This is a genomic window from Cryobacterium sp. MDB2-A-1, from assembly GCF_004402675.1.
Taxonomy (GTDB): domain Bacteria; phylum Actinomycetota; class Actinomycetes; order Actinomycetales; family Microbacteriaceae; genus Cryobacterium; species Cryobacterium glucosi.
The window spans coordinates 1-19,936 of sequence record NZ_SOFK01000028.1 but is presented as its reverse complement, the minus strand read 5'-3'; the positions used below and the strand labels follow the sequence as shown (position 1 = coordinate 19,936).

General features: G+C 61.9%; 13 protein-coding genes. 7 read left to right on the top strand and 6 right to left on the bottom strand.

Translation table 11 applies throughout. The features are described 5' to 3' along the window. Positions 1 to 3,169: 3,169 nt before the first annotated feature. From E3O39_RS09200 to E3O39_RS18960, 4 genes are all read left to right on the top strand, one after another. On the top strand, positions 3,170 to 3,595 hold the full coding sequence (locus E3O39_RS09200) for a hypothetical protein (RefSeq protein ID WP_134447244.1): 426 nt from the start codon (positions 3,170 to 3,172) through the stop codon (positions 3,593 to 3,595). Between the two features lie 9 nt (positions 3,596 to 3,604). Further along, entirely contained in the window at positions 3,605 to 4,135 is a 531-nt protein-coding gene (locus E3O39_RS09195; protein ID WP_134447242.1) for a hypothetical protein, read from the top strand. A 355-nt stretch (positions 4,136 to 4,490) separates the two neighbouring features. Beyond that, entirely contained in the window at positions 4,491 to 5,147 is a 657-nt protein-coding gene (locus E3O39_RS09190) for a hypothetical protein (protein WP_134447240.1), read from the top strand. Between the two features lie 1,366 nt (positions 5,148 to 6,513). Further along, on the top strand, positions 6,514 to 6,663 hold the full coding sequence (locus E3O39_RS18960; protein WP_166787292.1) for a hypothetical protein: 150 nt from the start codon (positions 6,514 to 6,516) through the stop codon (positions 6,661 to 6,663). A 643-nt stretch (positions 6,664 to 7,306) separates the two neighbouring features. Here E3O39_RS18960 and E3O39_RS09185 read toward each other — a convergent pair. The 5 genes from E3O39_RS09185 to E3O39_RS09165 all read right to left on the bottom strand — a co-directional run bounded on the left by E3O39_RS09185 (position 7,307) and on the right by E3O39_RS09165 (position 15,588). Further along, entirely contained in the window at positions 7,307 to 8,362 is a 1,056-nt protein-coding gene (locus E3O39_RS09185) for a PD-(D/E)XK motif protein (RefSeq protein ID WP_134447238.1), read from the bottom strand. A gap of 16 nt (positions 8,363 to 8,378) precedes the next feature. Next, positions 8,379 to 11,177, bottom strand: coding sequence for a Z1 domain-containing protein (locus E3O39_RS09180; protein ID WP_134447236.1), 2,799 nt, complete (start codon positions 11,175 to 11,177; stop codon positions 8,379 to 8,381). 10 nt (positions 11,178 to 11,187) lie between these two features. Further along, positions 11,188 to 13,092 carry a DUF262 domain-containing protein gene (locus E3O39_RS09175; RefSeq protein ID WP_134447234.1) on the bottom strand — a complete coding sequence of 635 codons (1,905 nt, stop codon included), beginning with the start codon at positions 13,090 to 13,092 and terminating at the stop codon, positions 11,188 to 11,190. A gap of 54 nt (positions 13,093 to 13,146) precedes the next feature. Continuing rightward, positions 13,147 to 14,514 carry a DNA cytosine methyltransferase gene (locus E3O39_RS09170; protein WP_134447232.1) on the bottom strand — a complete coding sequence of 456 codons (1,368 nt, stop codon included), beginning with the start codon at positions 14,512 to 14,514 and terminating at the stop codon, positions 13,147 to 13,149. Positions 14,515 to 15,399: 885 nt separating this feature from the next. Next, positions 15,400 to 15,588: a hypothetical protein gene (locus tag E3O39_RS09165; RefSeq protein ID WP_134447230.1), complete on the bottom strand. Its 189-nt coding sequence runs from the start codon at positions 15,586 to 15,588 to the stop codon at positions 15,400 to 15,402. 404 nt (positions 15,589 to 15,992) lie between these two features. Here E3O39_RS09165 and E3O39_RS09160 point away from each other — a divergent pair, with 404 nt between their 5' ends. The 3 genes from E3O39_RS09160 (at position 15,993) to E3O39_RS09150 (ending at position 18,087) form a co-directional block, all read left to right on the top strand. Next, positions 15,993 to 16,196 (top strand): hypothetical protein, encoded by a 204-nt coding sequence (locus E3O39_RS09160; RefSeq protein WP_134447228.1) that lies wholly within the window; start codon positions 15,993 to 15,995, stop codon positions 16,194 to 16,196. 838 nt (positions 16,197 to 17,034) lie between these two features. After that, positions 17,035 to 17,526 carry a hypothetical protein gene (locus E3O39_RS09155; RefSeq protein WP_134447226.1) on the top strand — a complete coding sequence of 164 codons (492 nt, stop codon included), beginning with the start codon at positions 17,035 to 17,037 and terminating at the stop codon, positions 17,524 to 17,526. 21 nt (positions 17,527 to 17,547) lie between these two features. Next, positions 17,548 to 18,087 (top strand): hypothetical protein, encoded by a 540-nt coding sequence (locus E3O39_RS09150; protein ID WP_134447224.1) that lies wholly within the window; start codon positions 17,548 to 17,550, stop codon positions 18,085 to 18,087. A gap of 594 nt (positions 18,088 to 18,681) precedes the next feature. Here the strand turns inward: E3O39_RS09150 and E3O39_RS09145 are convergent. Beyond that, positions 18,682 to 19,936, bottom strand: a 1,255-nt coding sequence (locus E3O39_RS09145) for a tetratricopeptide repeat-containing protein (protein ID WP_134542319.1), incomplete at its 5' end; no start/stop codon positions are given.

The following is a 19,936-nucleotide window of genomic DNA, read 5'->3' as shown; positions in this document are numbered from 1 at the left end:
AGTTGCCCGCGCACGGCCGATCCGTCGCCAAAACGTGCGCAGGTAACCCTGCGTCCCTACGGGACAGTGGAACGCTGCGCTCATGCGTTTCAGCACCTGTCGCTTACGCTCGTCGGAAGATCCGTGCCATTCAACTGTCACAGATTTTGAGCCGCTGAATGTCACGCAATCTGTGCCGCTCAGCGCGCACACTTTCGAAAATCGCGCTAGCCAACCCGCACAAAACGCGGCTTGTCCCGGTTGACCGACACGAAAACGATTTGTGCCGTTCGCGTGTGACAGACCCGATTTGTGATGACCTGCTGGTACAAACGCATTCCGGACCGACACGACTAGAGCGGAAACGCCGCCGGAATGCTTCGAAGCGCCAGAACATTACCAGCGTTACCAGCACATTACCAGCATCTGGTAATCTATTTTTACCTGATCAGACCGCAAATTTGAGGCAAAATTACCAGATTACCAGTTTGGCGAGGTACTACTAGTAGATATAAGAGAGACATAGAGAGAGACCCCTGTGAGATACCTCCCTCTCTCTTCCCTTGTATGTATGTATCTGTTTAAACTGGTAATTTGGTAATAAGTAAGAAGAAGGGCTCTGCAGCCCTTCTAAACATTGGGGACTGAAGATTACCAGTCGCTGGTAATCTTCTGGTAATGTTGGTAATCTTGAGGATTTGTCACTCATGAGGGCAATTCTCACCCGGCTTGATAGAGAATTCCGCCGGATCAACCGAGAAGACCTGCGTCGCAAGCTAGCGCCGGGTAGCGCGCCAGTCAAATCGATCATGGGCAGACCCTCTGATGTGCTCACTGTGCCCTCAGCGGCCCTGTGAGCTTGCTGAGAGCGATTTGCTCTGCATCCGATAGTCGGGTGCGTCCGCCGCCCCTAACGCGTCAGTCGGGCGCACAGCGCGTTGGCAAAGAGAAGACACTAGGCCCGGTGAATCGGCCCCGCATCTACTCTCGTGCACTTTGATCGGCTTCGTAAGACAGAGGGCCGCGCCACGTCAGCTAATTTCTGCGCTTGGCCCGTTCACGTCGCCCGCAGCTACGCGACGATCAACGCGGCGGTGCGGATCCGCTCGCTGCAGAATCGGCGCCGGGCGGTCTGCCGTCATTGCCGATCGGTGGGGGACGATCCCGGCGACGGCTGTCGAGTCTGGGCCGCAAAGCCGACGAAGGGCCAGGAAATAGCCTTCAGCTCGACCGTGAGCGAGCTGTGAGCTGCCTCAGAGGCTCGGCATGCACGCATACCCCGAGGCTCGCCCAAGGGCGAAGACGGGCGCACAAGGCCATCGGCGGCTTGCCGATCGGAGCGCGATATCAGCCGCAAGATCCCCGTGCTCATCGGCAATCCAACCAGCGAGGTCGAGCGGCCTCAGCAGATGTTGGATCCAGCCGGACTACCGCCGTCGGTATTCCGACGCTTGCCCCGCACGGACGGGTGACGCATCAGTAGTCGAGCGGTCCAGAACGCGGACCATAGAAGTCTGTGCACGGGCGGTTGTGACGCTCCGGCCCCGGGCCGGTGCGCCTAGTGGCCGCGGACGGGCACGTTCGGACCAGCAGAAACGCGACGAACGACGCCGGCAACCGCATGCGCGATGGACATCTCCCCATGTGGACGTGAGTACCGCCGACCACCCAAGACCATCTGCAATTGGCTCCGGCCGACTCGGTCAGCAAGAACACGGCGCCGGCTGCACGAAATCCTTATAGCGAGTTCGCGCGGGCGAACGGCTGAGCTTGCTTTGGGGATTTCGTGATCGGAATTCCAGGCGACGGCTACAGGTGCGCCGGGAGGCGCGCACGAAACTCTTGTTCCGCATCATGATGCGAGGGGCGTCGTGGAGATAGCGAGGCCAGCCGTTGAACAACACGCATGCGGCGGCGCCACCGTCGCTCAACGGAGAGCAATCAGATGACTGCATCGACGCCTCTGAAACCGTCGGCGGTGGCGGCGTGCGCACTCCCCGCGGCTGCACGTCGGGACCAGAATTCAAACCTATCCAGCGCCGGGCCCGCGCCCCGCACACTCGAGATCACGCGAAGGAGTCGGCCGCCCCGAAACGAGCGTCCGATGCACCCACATCCCCGCTCATCCAGCACGAGCAGCTGGGCGCTTATGCACGAATCCCCGTTCCGAGCGCACGACCTCCAAGCCTGAAAGGGCATGGGATACTCGACGGCCGCAAAAATAACTCGCCCGGTCTGGGGAGCACCCGGGCATCGCCCACGACGCGCAGGTTTTGGGACTCTTTCTTATCCACGGCTCTGCAATACTTTCTCGACTGCAACGCAGAAATCCTTCCCGCCTTCTGCCACGACAGAGCCCCGGCCCGAACCGCGACCTGAGTCGACGCTGGTCGGAGCAGGCACAGTACTCACTCTGCGTGAGCGCCCACCTGGCATTCAGCCCGTCCGCCCCCTAGTCAAAGCCCGGTGTCGTGCGCTCCGCGTATGCTCAGCCGTCAGAAGAAATGGCAAGGCGCCCGCAACGCTCGCCGTCGAGGTTGGCCGCGGATCTCGTTCCGCACGTCTGCCGAGCCTCGCACCGCGTGAGTTCGCGCTGGCAACTGACGCATCACCGACTGACCTGCCGGTACTACTCGCCAGCGCCGACGACGCGGGCACCCTCGAAGGGTCTGGGGCGCAATGAAGAAATGCGGACGGCCGACGTGCAAGTGCACTGTCGGACACGATGAGTTACGTCCCGGCCATCGGGGCGGCCCGCATCCTGCGCATCGTGACAGCGGGCGGGCGACACCGGATTACGACGGCCGGATTCACTACGTTTAGCGCGCCGGGTTTCGGTCGCGGACGCGCAGTGGCGAGGTTCCAGTTCTCACCATTTTCCCTCAACTCGGCGACTCCGATTCTCCGCCCTGAGCCCGGCTCCTTCGCGTCTCCTCGCCCTCAGCCCGGCTCCCCCGCTCCAACACAGCCAGCCAGCCAATCAGCCGCCCTGCCCGCTATCGCGGTCCTCGGCCTGCGGCCATCGAGTCTTCACTGCGATCATTCCACAACCAAGGATGGTTTTGTCATGTCTGCTCGTGCGGGTCCAGTTTGAGTACAGAGAGGTTGCCCGCGTTACCATCAGCGCCAAAATAGACGATCTATCGGTCGACCGGTCGTGCCTCGGGCAGAGTGGCGTACCGCGCATGTAATGAGCATGTTGACAATCCTTGTAACCGAGCGCCGCCTCGATGGTGAATTTGAACAAACGGAATATGGCTTCGCTGACCTCGATAGCCTCAACTCATGGTTCCGACCAGCCCACAATCACATCGAAGCCGTCACCGAAAACATGACACCTGCGGCTGCGGAACCGACCAGCCCGAAGCGCCGTCACCGCGATCCAGACATGGCATTCCGCACCCTTCGAATGGCCGCCCATGACGTGATCGCATTACTCACGGCCGGCGTTGCTGCCGAGGCCGAGGTCATCGATCCAGACGCCGGAATCGACACGACAGCCGAGGAGATCATCAAGATCCGCAAGAGAATGGTCGCTGCAGTGGTCGCCGGCGTGGACACTTGCGATCAGCTAGCCGCAGAGCTGCGCGATCCCCATGTCGGCGGCCAGCGCTAGCCTGTATTCGTGGACGCAGAACTTGAAACTCAGCTGGCTGGGCACGCCGGCGAGCTGCAGCTGCTTGGTGCCGAATTGGATCGTCAGCGCGCGTCATATTCTTCGAGAATGTCAGCCTCCAATTCCCGGGCTGCGATCCTCATTGGAGCCGCGAGTATCGGTGCAGGCTTCCAATTGGACGCCTCAACAAGCAGTTGGTTGATCGCGTCGGTAAGTATGACAATTCTCGCCGCTCTTTGCGGTCTCGTCGCCATGTGGCCGCGTCGCGGCGATGAATTGAATATCGGCCCGATGGTCGACGTCATGTACAACTTCGGTCCGCGCACGACGGAGTGGAACCTTCTGAAGCACAAGCTCCACGTGCACAATTTGGATGAAGTTGCGCTACGTAGACGCCGCCGCTGGGTTCTGGCCGGGTTTTCCTTCTTGGCGCTATCGGTCGCGTTCACAGGGCTCCGGGTTGCCGGCATTCCTAGTCCCCAGTTCACTCACAGTTCCCCTGCACCTACATCCACGAGCGCATACGGGGAGGTGAAATGAGCGACGACGAATCAACGACCAGCCCTCTTGCGCAAGTAACGCCGACCAGGCCGCCTCGAGATCTGAACCCTGCCTTCTTCAGCAAGATTTCGAAAGAGTCCTACAGCCCGAAAAGCGAATCCCGCACGGAGCCGGAACCGGCCCACAAAGACTGACTTACGAACCGCGACAGGCGCTGTCTTCGGTGTGGCTTCAGGATGTCCGAAGACAGCGCCTGCGTTGTGTGTCGGCGACGCCTAAAGACCCCAAGGTTGGCAAGACGACTCCTCGCGCCCGCCCACCGTCACGGCCAACACCTCAACAGAACACGAGCCACGGTGGTCGATGCGAGACTTTCGTTCGAAAGAGGAGACTCGTGGAGCGCTACAAGATTGACCGTGTAACTTCCATGCCGTGGGTCGAGGTGGCTCACAGCGCGCGGATCATGCGTGACGTTCTCGATTCCGTCGGAGCGCCTCTTCCCGGGTCCGCGTTCGCGCAAGTCGACAGGCTTTACCCCTGGGAACCTGCGTCCGAGTGGGCGCGAGACTATCTCAGCGCCGGGCTTGAGCATTTGGAGTTCTGGGCCGATGCCACCGCGCCCATGAAGTTCCATCCCGACGCAATCGTGGTCCACAGGCTTCGCCCAGTGCAAGCTCTCGCACGGGCGGCAGTCGAGTCAGCGTCGCAGTCAGTGTGGATGATGGACGCCACTGACGCTCGCTCGACAGCCTTGCGACACCTCAACTTAGTCCTCGATGACATCAATGAGGAACGCAAGGCACTCCCTCTCGAAGAGAAGCAGCGAATGACCGATAGGCGAGCCCAATTGCTAGCAAGGGTCGCCAACGGGACGAACGAGAAGGAGATTGGGCAGTTTAAGGGTTACATGGACGTGGTGAAGAAGGCCTCGGCCGCGGCGGCTAAGCATGGCAACAAGCAGGGTGGCATCCTGATCCAGCTGAGGTGGAGCGGATGTGGAGGACTTCCGCTGGGTCTGCACACGGCAAGCGCTGGCCGTTGGTCGCATTGAAGATAGCTGTGCCTCCCTCCGATTCCGCGGATAGCGCACTTGAGACCGCAACGATGCCGGACCCGACAGCGATCACGAAGATCTTGAGACTCGCAGATGCTGTGGTCACCTAGGGTGTCGTGCGTTTCGCTGTGCACTCCGGCTACGAGCCGGAGCTCGGCGGCATCATCGCGGACGCAGGCGCCCGACTCCTCGCTGTCATTCCGAAGATCGACGCAGGGATGGATAGGGCCGGCTAGCGGCGGCACCCCAGCCTCCGATCAATCGGCCCGCGCCAGTGTCAGCGACAGCGCCCTCCGCCGCCCTGGCTCCGGTCGCGGACATAGACAGGCATGGCATTCGCCTGTACCGATGTTCGATGTTCTATGTCGCGGGCATAGAAATCCGGCTTCGGTATCTGGACTCCTTGCTTTAGGAACGAGTCGGCCTGCGCTTGCCCGAGCCTAAATCACTACTGCCGTAAACAGAATGAGAACTGATTCAACCGTTTGCGAGCACCGCCGTCCTGCACGACGGGCAAACCCAAAAAGGATGCCGTGTCGTCCCAGCGACCACACAGCGAATCAGGCACGCCGGACAGTTGGGCCGGTCGAGATCGGTGAGCTCGTCCATGAGGAAAGATTACGTCGCGGGTACGCCTGGGCACACCCCGATCGTGAGCCATTGAGGCCGCGCATACCGAGAGGCTCTGGGGAGTCAGACCGTCGGTCATTAGTTCAACGGCGGCGTCAGCGATCGCCCGGGTGGCTTCTATTTTCGCTGCGTCGCCCGCCTGGCTAAGTGATCGAACAACGGCTTGATCCTGCGCGGTCAGGTCTCCCCCGATGGGGAAGGTACGTTTTTGACGACGCCGGGCAGACCTTAGCCTCGTTGATGTGGATATGCGATGGATTGTTTCGGCGATGACAGTGTTTGGTTTCTTGCTGACCGCGGGCGGCCTAGTGAGCGCTTTTGCCTCAGCCCATACACGGCTCTCAGCGGAAGCTGTGCGGATAGAGGACATGCAACGTCTCGCTTCGGAGGAGACCGCCGAAATGAAGGCACGGACACTAGATGAAGAACGATCTTCAGTCGTCAGTGCGGAGATTCATCGACGATACACCGCTCGGTATGACGCAAGAGGGTTGGTCCGTCCGAGTATGGGCAACTTTGCTTTTCTGCCGGCCTTGGAAGCGCAGAGGCTACTCCGACTCGTTTTTGAGTCCGCACGCGGAGACCTCGTGTGGGCGGGTTTCGGCTTACTCCTCTCCACGGGCGCGAGCACCTGGTCACTTTGGCTCCCAGCGTCCGTCCTAGGTGGGCCGTAGGTTCAGACGAACCAGATGGGGGCAAATGGGAATCATCAACCAATACAAAAGCCGAACCGATGCAGGAATACCTCACGTTTTTCGTGCTCGAGGAGTCGGACGTCCACACTCGAGGTGCGGCCAACCGGAACGACGCGTTGGCCCTCGGAATTGAAAGGCATGTATTTACGCTTTTTGCCGAACTGGGCCTCGGCGCACTCTCGCCGTGACTCTGTCATCGTTCTAAATTTAGGATAATCGGCGCCGTGTCAATCGCTCTTGCCGACTCCATGGTCGTGCCATTGAGTAGCAGGGTGGACCCCGAAACGCTAGCGATGCCTGGCCTCTGCATAGTCGACCAGGAGGTCGGGCGTCAGTAGTCGACTAGCGACTCCGCTTCCCTCGCGGAGAGCATTCGCGTGACCTCCACCGACACGGCTTACAAACCTGCCCCTCGCGTAGCAAACGCTTCGCGCGCCTGGAACGCCTCGAATCGGGGCTGATGCACAGACCCATTGAGCAGGCAGGCTCGCCGCGCGAAGGTTGTGTTCGGCGTCGTGCGGCGCTTTCACCTCGGACGTTTTCGAGGCTAAAGCGGCCCCGGACTGCTGCGGCGGGTAGGGAAGTCAACGTTTCGAAGCACCGGTCACATTGGTCAAGGCGGCGTCTAGCCGCACAGTACGGCAGGGAGCGCGACCGCTGAGAGGCACTGCAGGCGAGGCTGCCATTCCGCGTCGCGATCCTGCCTCAATCCGCGAGCCATCCAAATAGCAGCGGCCCGCTACAATGCAATCGCGACAGCGGGCATGCTGGCGGCGCCCCAACAACCCGGCGAAGTCGTCGGCGAGGAATCTTCGTGGCGTATGGATCCGCCTACCCGATGATCGCCTCGGCGACCTGGTTAGCCCCATTGATGGGGTTATCCGCGCTCGCCGACACGGGCAGATCTACGCGAAACGTCACGGACCCGATATCGGTATGCGAGCGCGCCGCGATGTCCTGCCTGCGCAGCACTTCAATATTGGGATCAGACATGTCATATGCCCGGAAGAATGATGTAACGAAGCCGGTCGCGTATGCGACGTCCGACGCCTGAACGTGGTGGTCGTAGCCGCCTCCGAGGTTCGCGCCGTACTCTGAGACGTGAAATAGGAACTTCTCAGCCTCGCTATCCCGGAGGCCAGCCGCAAACATGCGCGCGAGGATGCGATCTACCAACTGTGGGATCGTGAATGCATTGCCCCCCTCTGCATTCGGTTCCAGGCCAATACTGACGAGGATGAGACGATCCTCAGGAGTGCCACCACCGAAGCCGTCATCGAGTTCAACTTGGTGGACTCCTTCGACGAAGTGCGAGGACGTTGGGCCAGTGGTTGTCTTGACCTCGATGCCCGTAACGCCCAAAACCAAGTCGCGGGAAGACCGTTTCCAACCGTCCCACCCGGCAATGATGTCGGCCACCTGAGTGTCCTGCGCGCTTCTACACAGGGCATCGATGAGCAGGAGTTCACCTGCGAGCCCGAGGATGGCCTGGTTCGAGAGGATGAGACGTTCAATGGCGAGTTCGATGATGGGCTCGGTCTGTGTGAAAGCGCGCGGGAGCGACGCGTCGGCGTCGCCACGGAGAAGCTCGGTACAGATGAAGGCGGCCACCTGGTCAAAGTGACTCAGTGCAGGAAAATGGAGTCGGTTGGCCTGGAAGGATGGTTGCCCGTCGCGGTGCACGACGCGGAACTCGATTACATCTCGGACGATAGCGGAAGACGGGTGCAGTTCTGTGCCCCTCAGGAACACCTCAACGCGCCCGTCGGTGTCCCTAGCCACGCCGACCACGTGGGCGTCCGTCATCCACTTGACATCGCGGATACCCGCGTCCTCGGCTCGCGGAACACTCGCGATTAATTCAAGGGCGTATTCGTAATTGGTCATCGGGATACAACCTCGATCATGCCGCCACAAGTGCCGAAGCTCGCGTGGCGGCGAACTGCTCCGGACCACCGGCGGGGATGCATACCCCAACTGAAACCGCCGGATACGGCTGCCCTGGAAGCTGGTTAACGTAAAAGAGTATCTGGCCATGTGACCCAGGCGGACGCCACGGGCTCCCGCTTGTAAGAACCGGGACCCTCTCATGGCGCTGGTAGTAGTCGAAGAACGCGTCGCCTCGATAATCGAGCGGCTCGGCCGCGGGGTTGTTCGCACCCCACTCATTTTCGAGTTCACCGCGCGTCCCCACGCTCTTCGTGGTGGCCCGTACTTTGAGAGCTTCGAGCGGTCCGGAACTGATGGGATCGCCTGCGCCATAGCGGATGCCGACTGAAAATGTCGGCTGATGCGCCTGCTTGTCTCGCAGGTCGGCCATCGACCATAGATCGGATGGTGCACCAATGACGAACAACCCGCGGACGTGCCTTGTCAGACATGCATCCCAAAGCCGTAGGTAGGCCGCTATCGAATACGGGCAGTTGGGCCTCACCGAGGTCGGATCCTCGCCATCCAGCGGCTCTGGAGCGCGATACAGCCGCGATTCGACAGGGAGTGGGTGCACGGCCGAGACTCGCGCCTGCACCTGGGACCAGAGTTCAGCAAGCCGGCTCTCCATCCCTGGCCCGTAGCCGTCGTAGGTGAGGCTTTGGAGCAGGTCGGCGGCCTCGACCAACGAAAGTTCTCGATCCAATGCGAGTCCTCGTGTGCTCCGCCCGACAGCCAGTTCTGACGACATACCCGACGCGAAGAGGTCAGCGACCACTTGCGCGTTCGGGTCCGTTGTCTTTCCGCTGTTGATGAGCGTCACGAATGGCTTCGAACTCGGGCATAGCGGGGTACGAGCCAGGTTCGCGATCTTACCCGTGGCAAGAAACTGGAGTCCGTGCAGCATCACGGGCGAGGGAGCATCGCCTGTCATAGCGTCCGAGATCGCGATTCGTATGGCTTCGTCGATGTCGTGGTAACTGCGGAACAGGTCGAGTTGCTGCCGGGTCGCGAACAGCCTGCACAATTCGATGCATTTACCGCGGTAGCCGAACCATCGCTGCATTTGGATCTGCGTGTCGGCGAAGGGCAGGCTCGCGCCACGCCGAAACAGCGCCGTCGTCAACCCCTCGAGCGTCAGCCCGCGTGCCATAACATTCCCAGAGACGAAGATGGTGGACAGGTCACGCGCCGCGCGCCAACTGCCGACTTTTTCGTCGAACCAAGGCTTGTAGTCGGGGCGGTCGTCGGCGCTCGGGTCGCTGTTGACCACCGAAACTCGTGTGCCTGGAATGATTTCCGTCTCCAAGAGGTGCCTGACCACTGGCCAATCCGGGATCGTCCGGGGGGTGATGACGTTGAACTGCCTTCCGAGCTCGGTCGACGAGCGCCGGTAGCGGTCGATCCATGCTTCCCACAGCGGCTGTTCACCCTCCATTCTCGCGATCAGCGCATCGGGCAGGCGCGCATCGCCGGACTCGAGGAGGTCTCGCGCTGCCGGGCGGTCGCTCATGCCCGCCCACCTCAGAACGTCTTCAGCACCCCTGAAGTGCTCCTCGATGTCAGCCGCTGGGTGGAACAGCATCGAGTGCGGGTCCGGTGACGCTGCCTTCGCAGCGGATTCATTCTCGAACAGCAACCCAGAGATTGACGACGGACCGTGGGCGCCGCTTGCCCAATGCAGCCGGATCGCACCAGCGACGAGAAATGCTCGGATCGACTCGCCGAGGTCGTCGTCGGGCCGGCCGGTGAGGTTCACACACAACTGTGCCGAAGCACCGCGCCGGTAAAAGACCTCACCGCCCGTGTAGAAGTTGTCGAGGCCGGTCGGCTCGGGGTAAGTGGACGAGCGCGGTGCATCTGCGCGGGTTGGGTCGACGGGTTGACCGATATCGAGCGGCGTTCGCAGCGAGATGACGAAATCGCGTGGCGCCAGCGGGTTGTGATCTTCCTGGAGCAGATTCGCCTGCGGGGTTGCAGTGTAGCCGACGTATGTCGTGAACAGGTCTTCTGGGGCATCTTCCGACCGCGGATCCCAGAGATCTGCAATGGCGCGTGGAATCTGTTTGTAGCCGGACCAGAGTGGGTTGTGGCCCGCCTCGACGACCGCGTCAAGTACCGAACCGTCATCCGCCTCATCGTCGAGCACCAGCATATGCACCGGACGCCCGAGCTCCCGCACCGCGGGAAACACGCTATTCCGCAACGTGCTCCCTAACGCATACAAGTGATCTGTCTGCTTCATGGCGACCATGATAAGCGGCCGACCGCTACCGAGCTTTCTCCTGACTTGCGCCGAGGAGAGCCGATAGGTGTCCTGGAGCGAACCCGACGCTCCGGAGAGCGCAACGCCCGGCGCCGGGCATAGGAGGCGCCGATTCGCCTTCACAGTGCCCTCCTCTCCGGCGTCCAGTTGATCGGCCAACCGCTCGTAAGTCTGACGCCACAGCGACAGTCGTGTGCCGGCGAGCAAGACGACGACATCGACACCGTGATCGAGCGCTAGTGCGCTGACGCCGAACATCGACGCGGTCTTGCCCGACTGAACCGAACCCATTACTAGGCCAGTACGCACCTGGCCGGTCCAGCCACCGTCACCCGGGTTTCCCGAGCCAAAGATGCCTCGGTCCAAGATGTAGCCACAGTCGGCCTCGAGCGCCGATCGAGCAGTCGTCGATATCCCAGTGAGTTCGGCGGAATAGCGCTCCCACCACGAATCGCGTTGCGAAGGCGGCACATCGAGATAAATGCGCTCAACCCCGTCCCTAGTCATGCCGCCACCATTAATCAGCCTTTGGGAGGATCGAGCCGAGGAGAGACTCGACGCCGGAGGAACCGAAGCGCGCGCGTATCGCATCCGATGCCGCCGAGATGTCGACTCCCAGTGTCTCGACCACGCCCTGTGCGATCCGCGCGATGAAGTCCCATTGTGTTCGCGTCTGGGTCTTGTTCGGGCGCTTCCACTCTTTCAAAGCCGCTTCGCGGATAGCGTCAGCAGATGCCTCGATGCGCTCCTCGATGTCGTCGGGACTGCCAGCAGAGGCGACCGCGATGCCGACGAGGGAGCCGACGAGCTGGAGGTCCTGCCATTTGGAGGTCTTGCCGCCACCGCGGAATTTGTCCGGCCACAGTTCGTCGTGCGATGCGTGGATATCGGCTGCCTTCGCTATCAGGCCGAAGAGTTCCGCGATGCGCGCGGGTTCGCGCAGTGGGTGCGACTCATGCTCTTGCACTTGTGCGAGTAGGAGGTCAGTGTGGCGCGCCGTGGAGGGCAGCAGCTTGCCATGCGTGTCGTTGACGAGGACGGCGACGATCGAACCAAGCACCTTCGTGCGGCGGTAACGCGCCTCGCCGAAACCATAGTCCGCCAGCGTTTTGCCCAAGTCGGTAATCCCAGGCACGCCAGCGAGGGACGGTGCGACCTCGGCGATACTGTTGCGCGAACTCGCGTCGCCCGCCGCAACGAGGATCGCCCGAGTCAGTTCGACATCGTGGTAGATCGCGTTGCGAATCTCCTCGGCATTGAGGTGCATGCCCTGCTTGTTATAGAGCTTGAACACCTCATGGATCTGGCGCTGGGAGGCCTTGGTGTACTCGATCACCGGCACCTTGTACGCGACCACGGACTCGAACAGGTCCCTGATGGTCACGCCCTCGTCAGCGACGTTGATGATGTTGTCCCGGATCTGCGTGAAGTACTTCCCGCGGAGCGGCTCAAGGTCCGGTCCGACGAGAGGCCCTTTGGGGTCGTTGCGGAGCTTGAACGGGAAGTAGAACTCGTCCTCCAACTTCGCTGTCAACGGGAAGCCCATGGCCTTTCGCCACATCACTCGAAATGTCGGATAGTCATCTCTGAAGAGGCCGCTGAGTCCAGCCTCCGGGTGCAGTGCGTCCGCTTCGGCGACCTTCGCGACTGCTAAGGGGTGCTTGCCGACGAACCGCAAGATAGCTGTAAGTCGCTGCTTGCCGTCGACGACTTCGTGCGGCGTGGATGCTCCGGTGCGCAGCAGGATCACCGATGGAAGCGGGATGCCGCGAAGGATGGACTCGATGAGTGCTTGCCGGTCGCCAGTGCGCCACACGTCGCCGCGCTGGTAGGAGGGGGCGAGGTTCAGCTTCCTTCCCGCCAACTGGGAGATCGGCCACACGTCTGCTCTCGCCGTCACCGGCTCGGGCGTCACGATGTCGTTTGTGTCCTCCTCGCCCTCCCATGCCTCGGACCAAGACGCGGTCGCCGAAGCCCTGCTGCCACCATCGGCATCGAGGTCCGCGAGGAAGCTTTGCTGGAGCCGAGCAGCGAACTCGGCGCGCTCGCCCAGCCGCTCCAGTGCACCCTCGGTCAGGCGCCTTACACCTTCGGACACCTCGACGCCTTCCGCCGAGTTCTCGAACCCGAGGCCTGCGGCCAAGCTAGCTACAAACACCGCCGGGTCTGCTGTTGGGAGGTCATCGCTGAACCGAAGCCACCCTTGAATATCCGCCACCCGGTTCATCCAGGCATCGCCGTCGAAACTGACATCGCTCGCGGAAAACTCGGCGCCTGCCTGCACACCATCTGGTGAATCCGCTGCCTCGGAGAGCTCTGCTAAGAGTTCGGCGATGCGGTCGTGCAGTTGCGCACGCGAGTCCTCTTCAGGTAGTTCGTCGGCAGCCTCTACGAGGTAATCCGACGCGGTCGGGTCAGTCATTGCGCTCCTAAATCTAGCTTCTCCACCATGAGACAGGTGGCGTCGTCCGTCTGGTTATGCCGCCCTCAGGCGCGAGGGGCTACTCACGGCCCCCAAGTCAGCCAGCAACGGTTCGGCGATGGCCTGGACTACGCGCGCGTTCACCGCATTTCCGAGAGCCTTGTAGGCTGCCAAGTCGCTCGCTGGCAAATCGATACTGCTCAGGCTCTGGAGCTCTGCGCATTCCTTCGGGGTCATGTACCGCCGCGCGCTAGTACGGGAGATGTTCGCACCCAGGATGGGGACCTGTGTTTGCGTCATGGAGATCAGGCTCGGCGCGGTAGTCGGGCGCTTGACACGAATGCCAGACGCCCGTACCTGGAGGATGTAATCGTCGATGTCGCGCTTGCCACCCTGCGCGTTCCACTCGAACTTCTGAAAGCTAGAGTGAAATTCCCACGGCTGCCACTTATCGAGCCACGGTTCGATCCACTTCCGGTTGTCTCGGTGGAACTCCCGGTTCTGGCGGATGAAGGTTTGCTTCCACGCAGGGAACTCGAGGTCGCCATCGCGTCGGGAGTGACTCGGAATAAGGGGCCTCTGCTCGCGGCTGCTGAGATCATCAAGCGAGAATCCGAACGAGCCGGAGTACCCGTCAAGCGAACGCGGGCAGTCGCGAGCCCATGCCAGCGGCGGGGTGGCCTGCTCGTACGGGTAGGTCGCGCGGAATTCCATCGCCCAGATCGGGAACGATGGGAGTTTTGTCCCCTCCGGCGAGCGGTGCAGGAAGTCGTTCCACATGTCGATCGCCCGCAAGGTCTGCTCGGGGATGGCGCGAGCGGCTCCAGTCTGCGGGTGGAGCGCCGAGTCAATCGTCGTGGGCTTCCCGAACTCCGTCGGCCACTCGAATCCCTCGAGGCCATCTAGTGATCCAACGAAATAGGCACGTTCGCGCACCTGCGGGATGCCGAACTGGTGCGGCGACAGCCTGTTGATGTCGACTGCATAACCGAGTTCTTCGAGCTTTTCGCGAATGGTCCGAAGTGTCTTCCCGCCATCGTGACTGAGAATGTTAGGGACGTTCTCGAGGATGAATCGGCGCGGCTTCTTTATCCGGAGGATGTCGTGCACCTTAAAGAACAGTCGCCCCTGCTCAGTGTGCTCAAACCCTTGCTGCTTGCCGGACTTCGAAAACGGCTGGCAGGGGAATCCCGCCGTGAGCACGTCGTGCTCCGGAACCCGTTCGATGATCAAGTCATCATCGAGCTGGCTCACATCGAGCCAGGGAGCGACCCCGAAGTTGTGCTTGTAGAGAGCGTTCAGCCCCGGCTCCCACTCGGCTGCAAACACGCCTTCGCCTCCGAGTTCGTCGAGCGCGACATGGAAGCCACCGAGACCTGCAAACAGGTCTATGAAGCGGAACGCTGGCGTCAGGCCTGTCATCCGGTGTGTTCTCCTTGTGTCCTTGCGGTTGGGGCGGGAGTTCGTCAAACTCTGCGGGCTCCAGAACTCAAGGAACTGATTCCTCTGAGCGCGGCCGCCACTGCGGAGATTCGCATCCCCATCTGCGAAACCAGCAGCGAACTTCCGCCCGAATCAAACCTAGCTGCGACGACCGACACAAAGCGTTCGGCCGCGCGGCGACCGCCGAAACTCAGGCACAGGCTCCTCATCGTCTGTCTGCAACTACTACGCGTCATTTCATGGACAAGCCCGATTCGCGACCGAAACACCCCGAATCGCTAGGGGGGACGTGCCCGCGCCACACCCATGACCCCCAAAATCGACTAAATGGGGGTCACTTTATTCAATCGCAGTGGATGTCTCGGGGTACGGCGCACGGCTCAAACTGGCGAGTAGGATTTCGCGACACGCCGCAGCGATCCGGCGATGCAGCGCACCGGTCGGGGCTACAGGGCGCCCCGCATGCTTCGACGACCGGAAGAGGGAAACGTCTGCTCGGCCCGCCGTCGGTCACCGGATCGCCGGCCGCAATCCGGGCCTGACCCATAACTCGTAGATGCCGCGTGTCCAGGGCGCGGGCACGCGTAGAGTTTTGCTCCCCCACCGCGACGCAGCGCTAGTCGCCCGCCCTATCGCCGTCACCGATCGATAACCCGGTTTGATCCCGGAGTCACAGCCCGCGCCGATACCGCTCCATAGGCACAACGCCCGAGGCCAAACCCTAGAGCCTTGAAAATTCGACCCGGACTCCGTTTACCGTCCGGATTCACGACCTCGCTACTGGGCCCGCGGACGCCTAGGCGCACGACGAGACACGAGACCCGGGCCCGAGTCGCGGGGACTCTTCGACCTGATGGACCGTCTTCAGTCCGCCTGGTATCCGGCGGGCAGATTGCCGAACCAGCCCGCCGCGAGCCTGTACGCAATGAACCGGTGCTCGGGGTCCGCGTCCTCGCGATGGATGTGCAGTTCACGCCCACCCGGCTCTGTGACCACGACTCGGGAGTCGGGGTCGCTCGGGTCTGCCACGATCTTGTAGGGCTGATTTTCCATACCGCTCACGCTAGCGTTGATGCCGTGCTCCGACGGCATGTTGCCATGTGGCACTGATGGCCTCCCATGAGAATAGGTTGAGCAGTCGGAGTGAACAGCTCCCTGAGCCAATCTTGTTCTGACCTGTAGGAGACGTCTCTCTGCGCCGTGCGGACACGCGACCGGATGTTTTTAAGCGAATGAGTAGGACTTCCCCCTGAGCCTGCCAACGAAACACCGAATGAGCATCAAGGCCAGCGACCCGAAATACAACATGACCCGCAACGAGATTTTCTTGCGCGACATCTACACGCGTCAGTCCAGGGGCGAGCTCGGCGAGGCGGAGTCACAGAAGCATTGAATACACAAGCTCGGCTTTTGGCTGGCGGCTTCAAGTGCGAAGAGCGATACGTCAGGAAGTCGGCATGACTACCGCTCACCCACTGGCCTCAGGCGAGATCGAATCTCGCCTCGTCGAGATCGAGAAGACGGCCGAGCTTGCCGGCCACGAGCCCAACGCGGCCAACATGGACCGGTGCAGGCGGATCCTACGAGGCGAGCTCACCCTAGAAGAGGCCCACGCCGAGATCGAGTCGAAGTACCACCAGTACCACGCCCCGGGCAACTGATAGCCCGGTGGCTTACGAGCGTGCCTGGGTGGCCGGCACACCTCGGAGCCGGGCGATGAGCTCCACCCAGCGGATGCGGCGGCGTAGACGGCCGGCGTCCGGGTATCTGTTCGGGCTGTCGGAAAAAGTGTGGGATCGGAAAGCCCAGCCTGGGCTGATCCGGCACATCGTGCAGCTCGAGAGTGCTGGGTAGGTATCGCCGATCAAGAGATACCGGCAATTGGCGCAGTAGGACGGCTCGAGGTCCTCGGCGGTTATCGGACGGATGGCGTCTACCCACCACCGCCAGTCTCGAGCGTTGTAGGTGGCCTTTCTGACCGCGGCCCAGGTGTTGTGTCGCCACGAGCGGATGCGGCCTAGCCGGCGTTCGATGCGCCGGCGGAGTGCGATCCGGCGCGGGTCAGCTCCGTCGTCACCCTCGAACCAGTCCGGCTGGACCGTGCAGCGCCAGCAGGGCAGGAGCAGTGGCCGTCGGCGGCCGCACCCGACGCAATATCCCGGCAGGCGCTGAATGGAGAGGACCGTCGACGTCTTATGCCAGGTGTTGCCGTACAAATAGGAGCCATCGCTCACCTCGAGCGAGACACGAGCCCCAACCTCCACGCGGCTGAGCCTGCGCAGCCGTGCCCACTGGCCGTCGTATGCGGCATCGAAAGACCCAGGCGCAGGCGTCCGGCGCCAGTGGAGGCTTGGCTCAGTCCTGAATTCGTGAACCGTGCCACTCAGTGTTGTCACTCGCCAGTGGCCGGGGCCATCCATCAGCTCGGAGTATTCGGGTTTCATACGAACTACATGCGCGGGACAGTTCGGAGCGCGATGCCCCGCGCATGAACTCCGTATGCCTCAGCCTCTGCGCGACCCGGACGTCTCACTTAGCCTCGATCTGCTGACCTGGGAGGAACCCATACCGGCGCTTGAGTGGATGAACAATCTGAGCCGTTGGGCGCCGATGACTTCGTGGGTGATGCTGGACGCCCTCGTGCGCATGGTCGGCAGCGGGCCCGATTGGCGATTCCTGGTAGTGCAGGAGGTCGCGGACCCATTTGCGGCGGACGGCCACTTGTACGCGCAGACGCTGGGATCGCAGGCTGCTGGGCTCGCCGTTGAAATCGGCGAATTCCGGCCACCTGACTCGGAGGACTTGTGGCGGCTCGGAACGGTTGGCGGGGCTACACGGCCACAGGTAAATGTCCACAGCGACCCTCAGCTGACGTTGATCGTGCAGCGGAATGAGGTGCTGGCTCCGGGGGTAGCGCTCGGCGGGCTGATCGCATGGCTTGCCGATCATGAGGTATCACCCGGGCTCCAACGGCAGCGCGTCTACTACTGAGCCACCGCGCATGCAGTATGCATGGGAAACGATCAGCAGCACGGGCCGGCGTTCTGGGCATGCGGCGAAGCGACCGGACAGGAACTGTGGCTGGGGTCGAGCCCGGCCGTCCTTCTGGGGTCGATCATCGGTGGCTACGGCAAGATCGGTAAATCACTGGCGAAGCTCGAAGGCATATCTTGGAGCGAAATGCTCAAACAGGTCCGCTTCGCATACGCGTGCGACTTGGCAAAGGATTTCCAAGGACGGGCGCTCGTCACGGCTAGGGAGGAAACGGGCTGGAGCACGCTAACCGAGAGCTCCGAGAACCTCGATCGTATCTACGCTGACAAGGCCTTTGTGGCCTCGAACCTGGGATGGTCTAAGAATTCCGTACGGTTGGTGATCGTCCATCCGATAATTGCTGTCGATTGGGAGCCCCCAGTCGAGCACCGGTCGCTCATCGTCATCGACCCCCGATCAGAGATTTCCTTGCTCAGATCTATGGTCCGCGTTGGGGTTTTGACGAATGCCGGTCGGCTCGATGCGCGGTCCCGCGTTGAGCATCCGTACGGCATGTGATCCGGCACGCGTTTCTGCCAGATCTTAACCGCGCATGCACCTCTTGCAAGATCGAATTCGCTCTTGCTCGAGAACAGCCGGACCGAAAGCCAGACACCATGAGCAGCAGCAGCACCAGCACCGCAACCACCACCACCGCCGAATGGGTCGCCCGCAACCTCGCGACCGCGCCCCCACTGGGAGATGAGCAGCTCCGCCGCCTGGCAGTGCTACTAAACCCTGCCGGCATACACCAGGCTGTAGCAGCCTGACCATGACCGAAGACTTCTAGCCTCTCACCGAAACGGTGAGGGGCTTTTGTCGTACCCAGCCCCATGGTGAATACTGGATAACAGCTGATCAGTGGCAATATTTGATGTGTGGTTTTAGTCCCCGCACGAGCGGGCTCAAACTGTCAACCCTGATTTACCCCCGGACAGACTCGACGCCGCTCGGTCTCGACTAACCGATGTTCGCGACAGATGTGAATCCCTATCGACTGGGTATTGTCTCTTGAATGCACGCTGGACAGTGATCTGATGACCGCCTGAACTTGGCACTGAAAAGTGATCTTGGCATGGTCCTTCACCCAGCCCCGAGGGGGACCGTCCGGAGCTAAAACTTGTCCGTTTCAAACCTCCTTCTGATTTCCTGTGCCTCCTGCATGGCAGCCACCGCCTCCTCCTCCCGCCGCCCCACCCCGGACAGCAGGATTGAGAGAGTGTGCAAGGAACTGGCTAGGTAGGGTTCGTACGCGGCCGGATCGACCTTCGCCAACCGGCGATAAATCTCCACCGCTTCCACGATCGGCGCCACCGCCTCCTCCCACTGCCCCACCCCGGGCAGCAGGATTGAGAGAGTGTGCAAGGAACTGGCTAGGTCGGGTTCGTACGCGGCCGGACTTACCTTCGCCAACCGGCGATAAATCTCCACCGCTTCCACGATCGGCGCCACCGCCTCCTCCCGCCGCCCCACCCCGGACAGCAGGATCGAGACATTGCTCAAGGACCCGGCAAGATCGGGTTCGCACGCGACAGGACTTACCTTCGCCAACCGGCGATAGATCTCCACTGCTTCCACGATCGGCACCACCGCCTCCTCCCGCCGCCCCACCCCGGACAGCAGGATCGAGAGATTGTTCAAGGAACTGGCAAGGGCAGGCTCGTACGCGGCCGGATTCACCTTCGCCAACCGGCGACGGATCCCCACCGCTTCCACGATCGGCGGCACCGCCCGCTCCCGCCGCCCCACCCCGGACAGCTGTTTCGAGAGATCGTTCAAGGAACCGGCAAGGGCAGGCTCGTACGCGGCCGGATTCACCTCCGCCAACCGGCGACGGATCCCCACCGCTTCCACGATTGGCGCCACCGCCTCCTCCAGCCGCCCCACCCCGGACAGCTGGTTCGAGAGAGTGTTCAAGGACATGGCAAGGTCGGGTTCGTAGGCGTCCGGACTCACCTTCGCCAACCGGCGATAGATCCCCACCGCTTCCACGATCGGCGCCACCGCCTCCTCCAGCCGCCCCACCCCGGACAGCTGGTTCGAGAGATTGTGCAATGAACCGGCAAGGTAGGGTTCGTCCGCGACCGGACTCACCTTCGCCAACCGGCGATAAACCTCCACCGCCTCCACGATCGGCGCCACCGCCTCCTCCAGCCGCCCCACCCCGGACAGCCGGAGCGAGAGAGTGTTCAAGGACATGGCAAGATCGGGTTCGTACGCGACCGGACTCACCTTCGTCCACCGGCGCCCGATCTCCACAGCTTCCACGATCGGCGCCACCGCCTCCTCCCGCCGCCCCACCCCGGACAGCCGGAGCGAGAGAGTGTTCAAGGACATAGCAAGATCGGGTTCGTACGCGACCGGACTC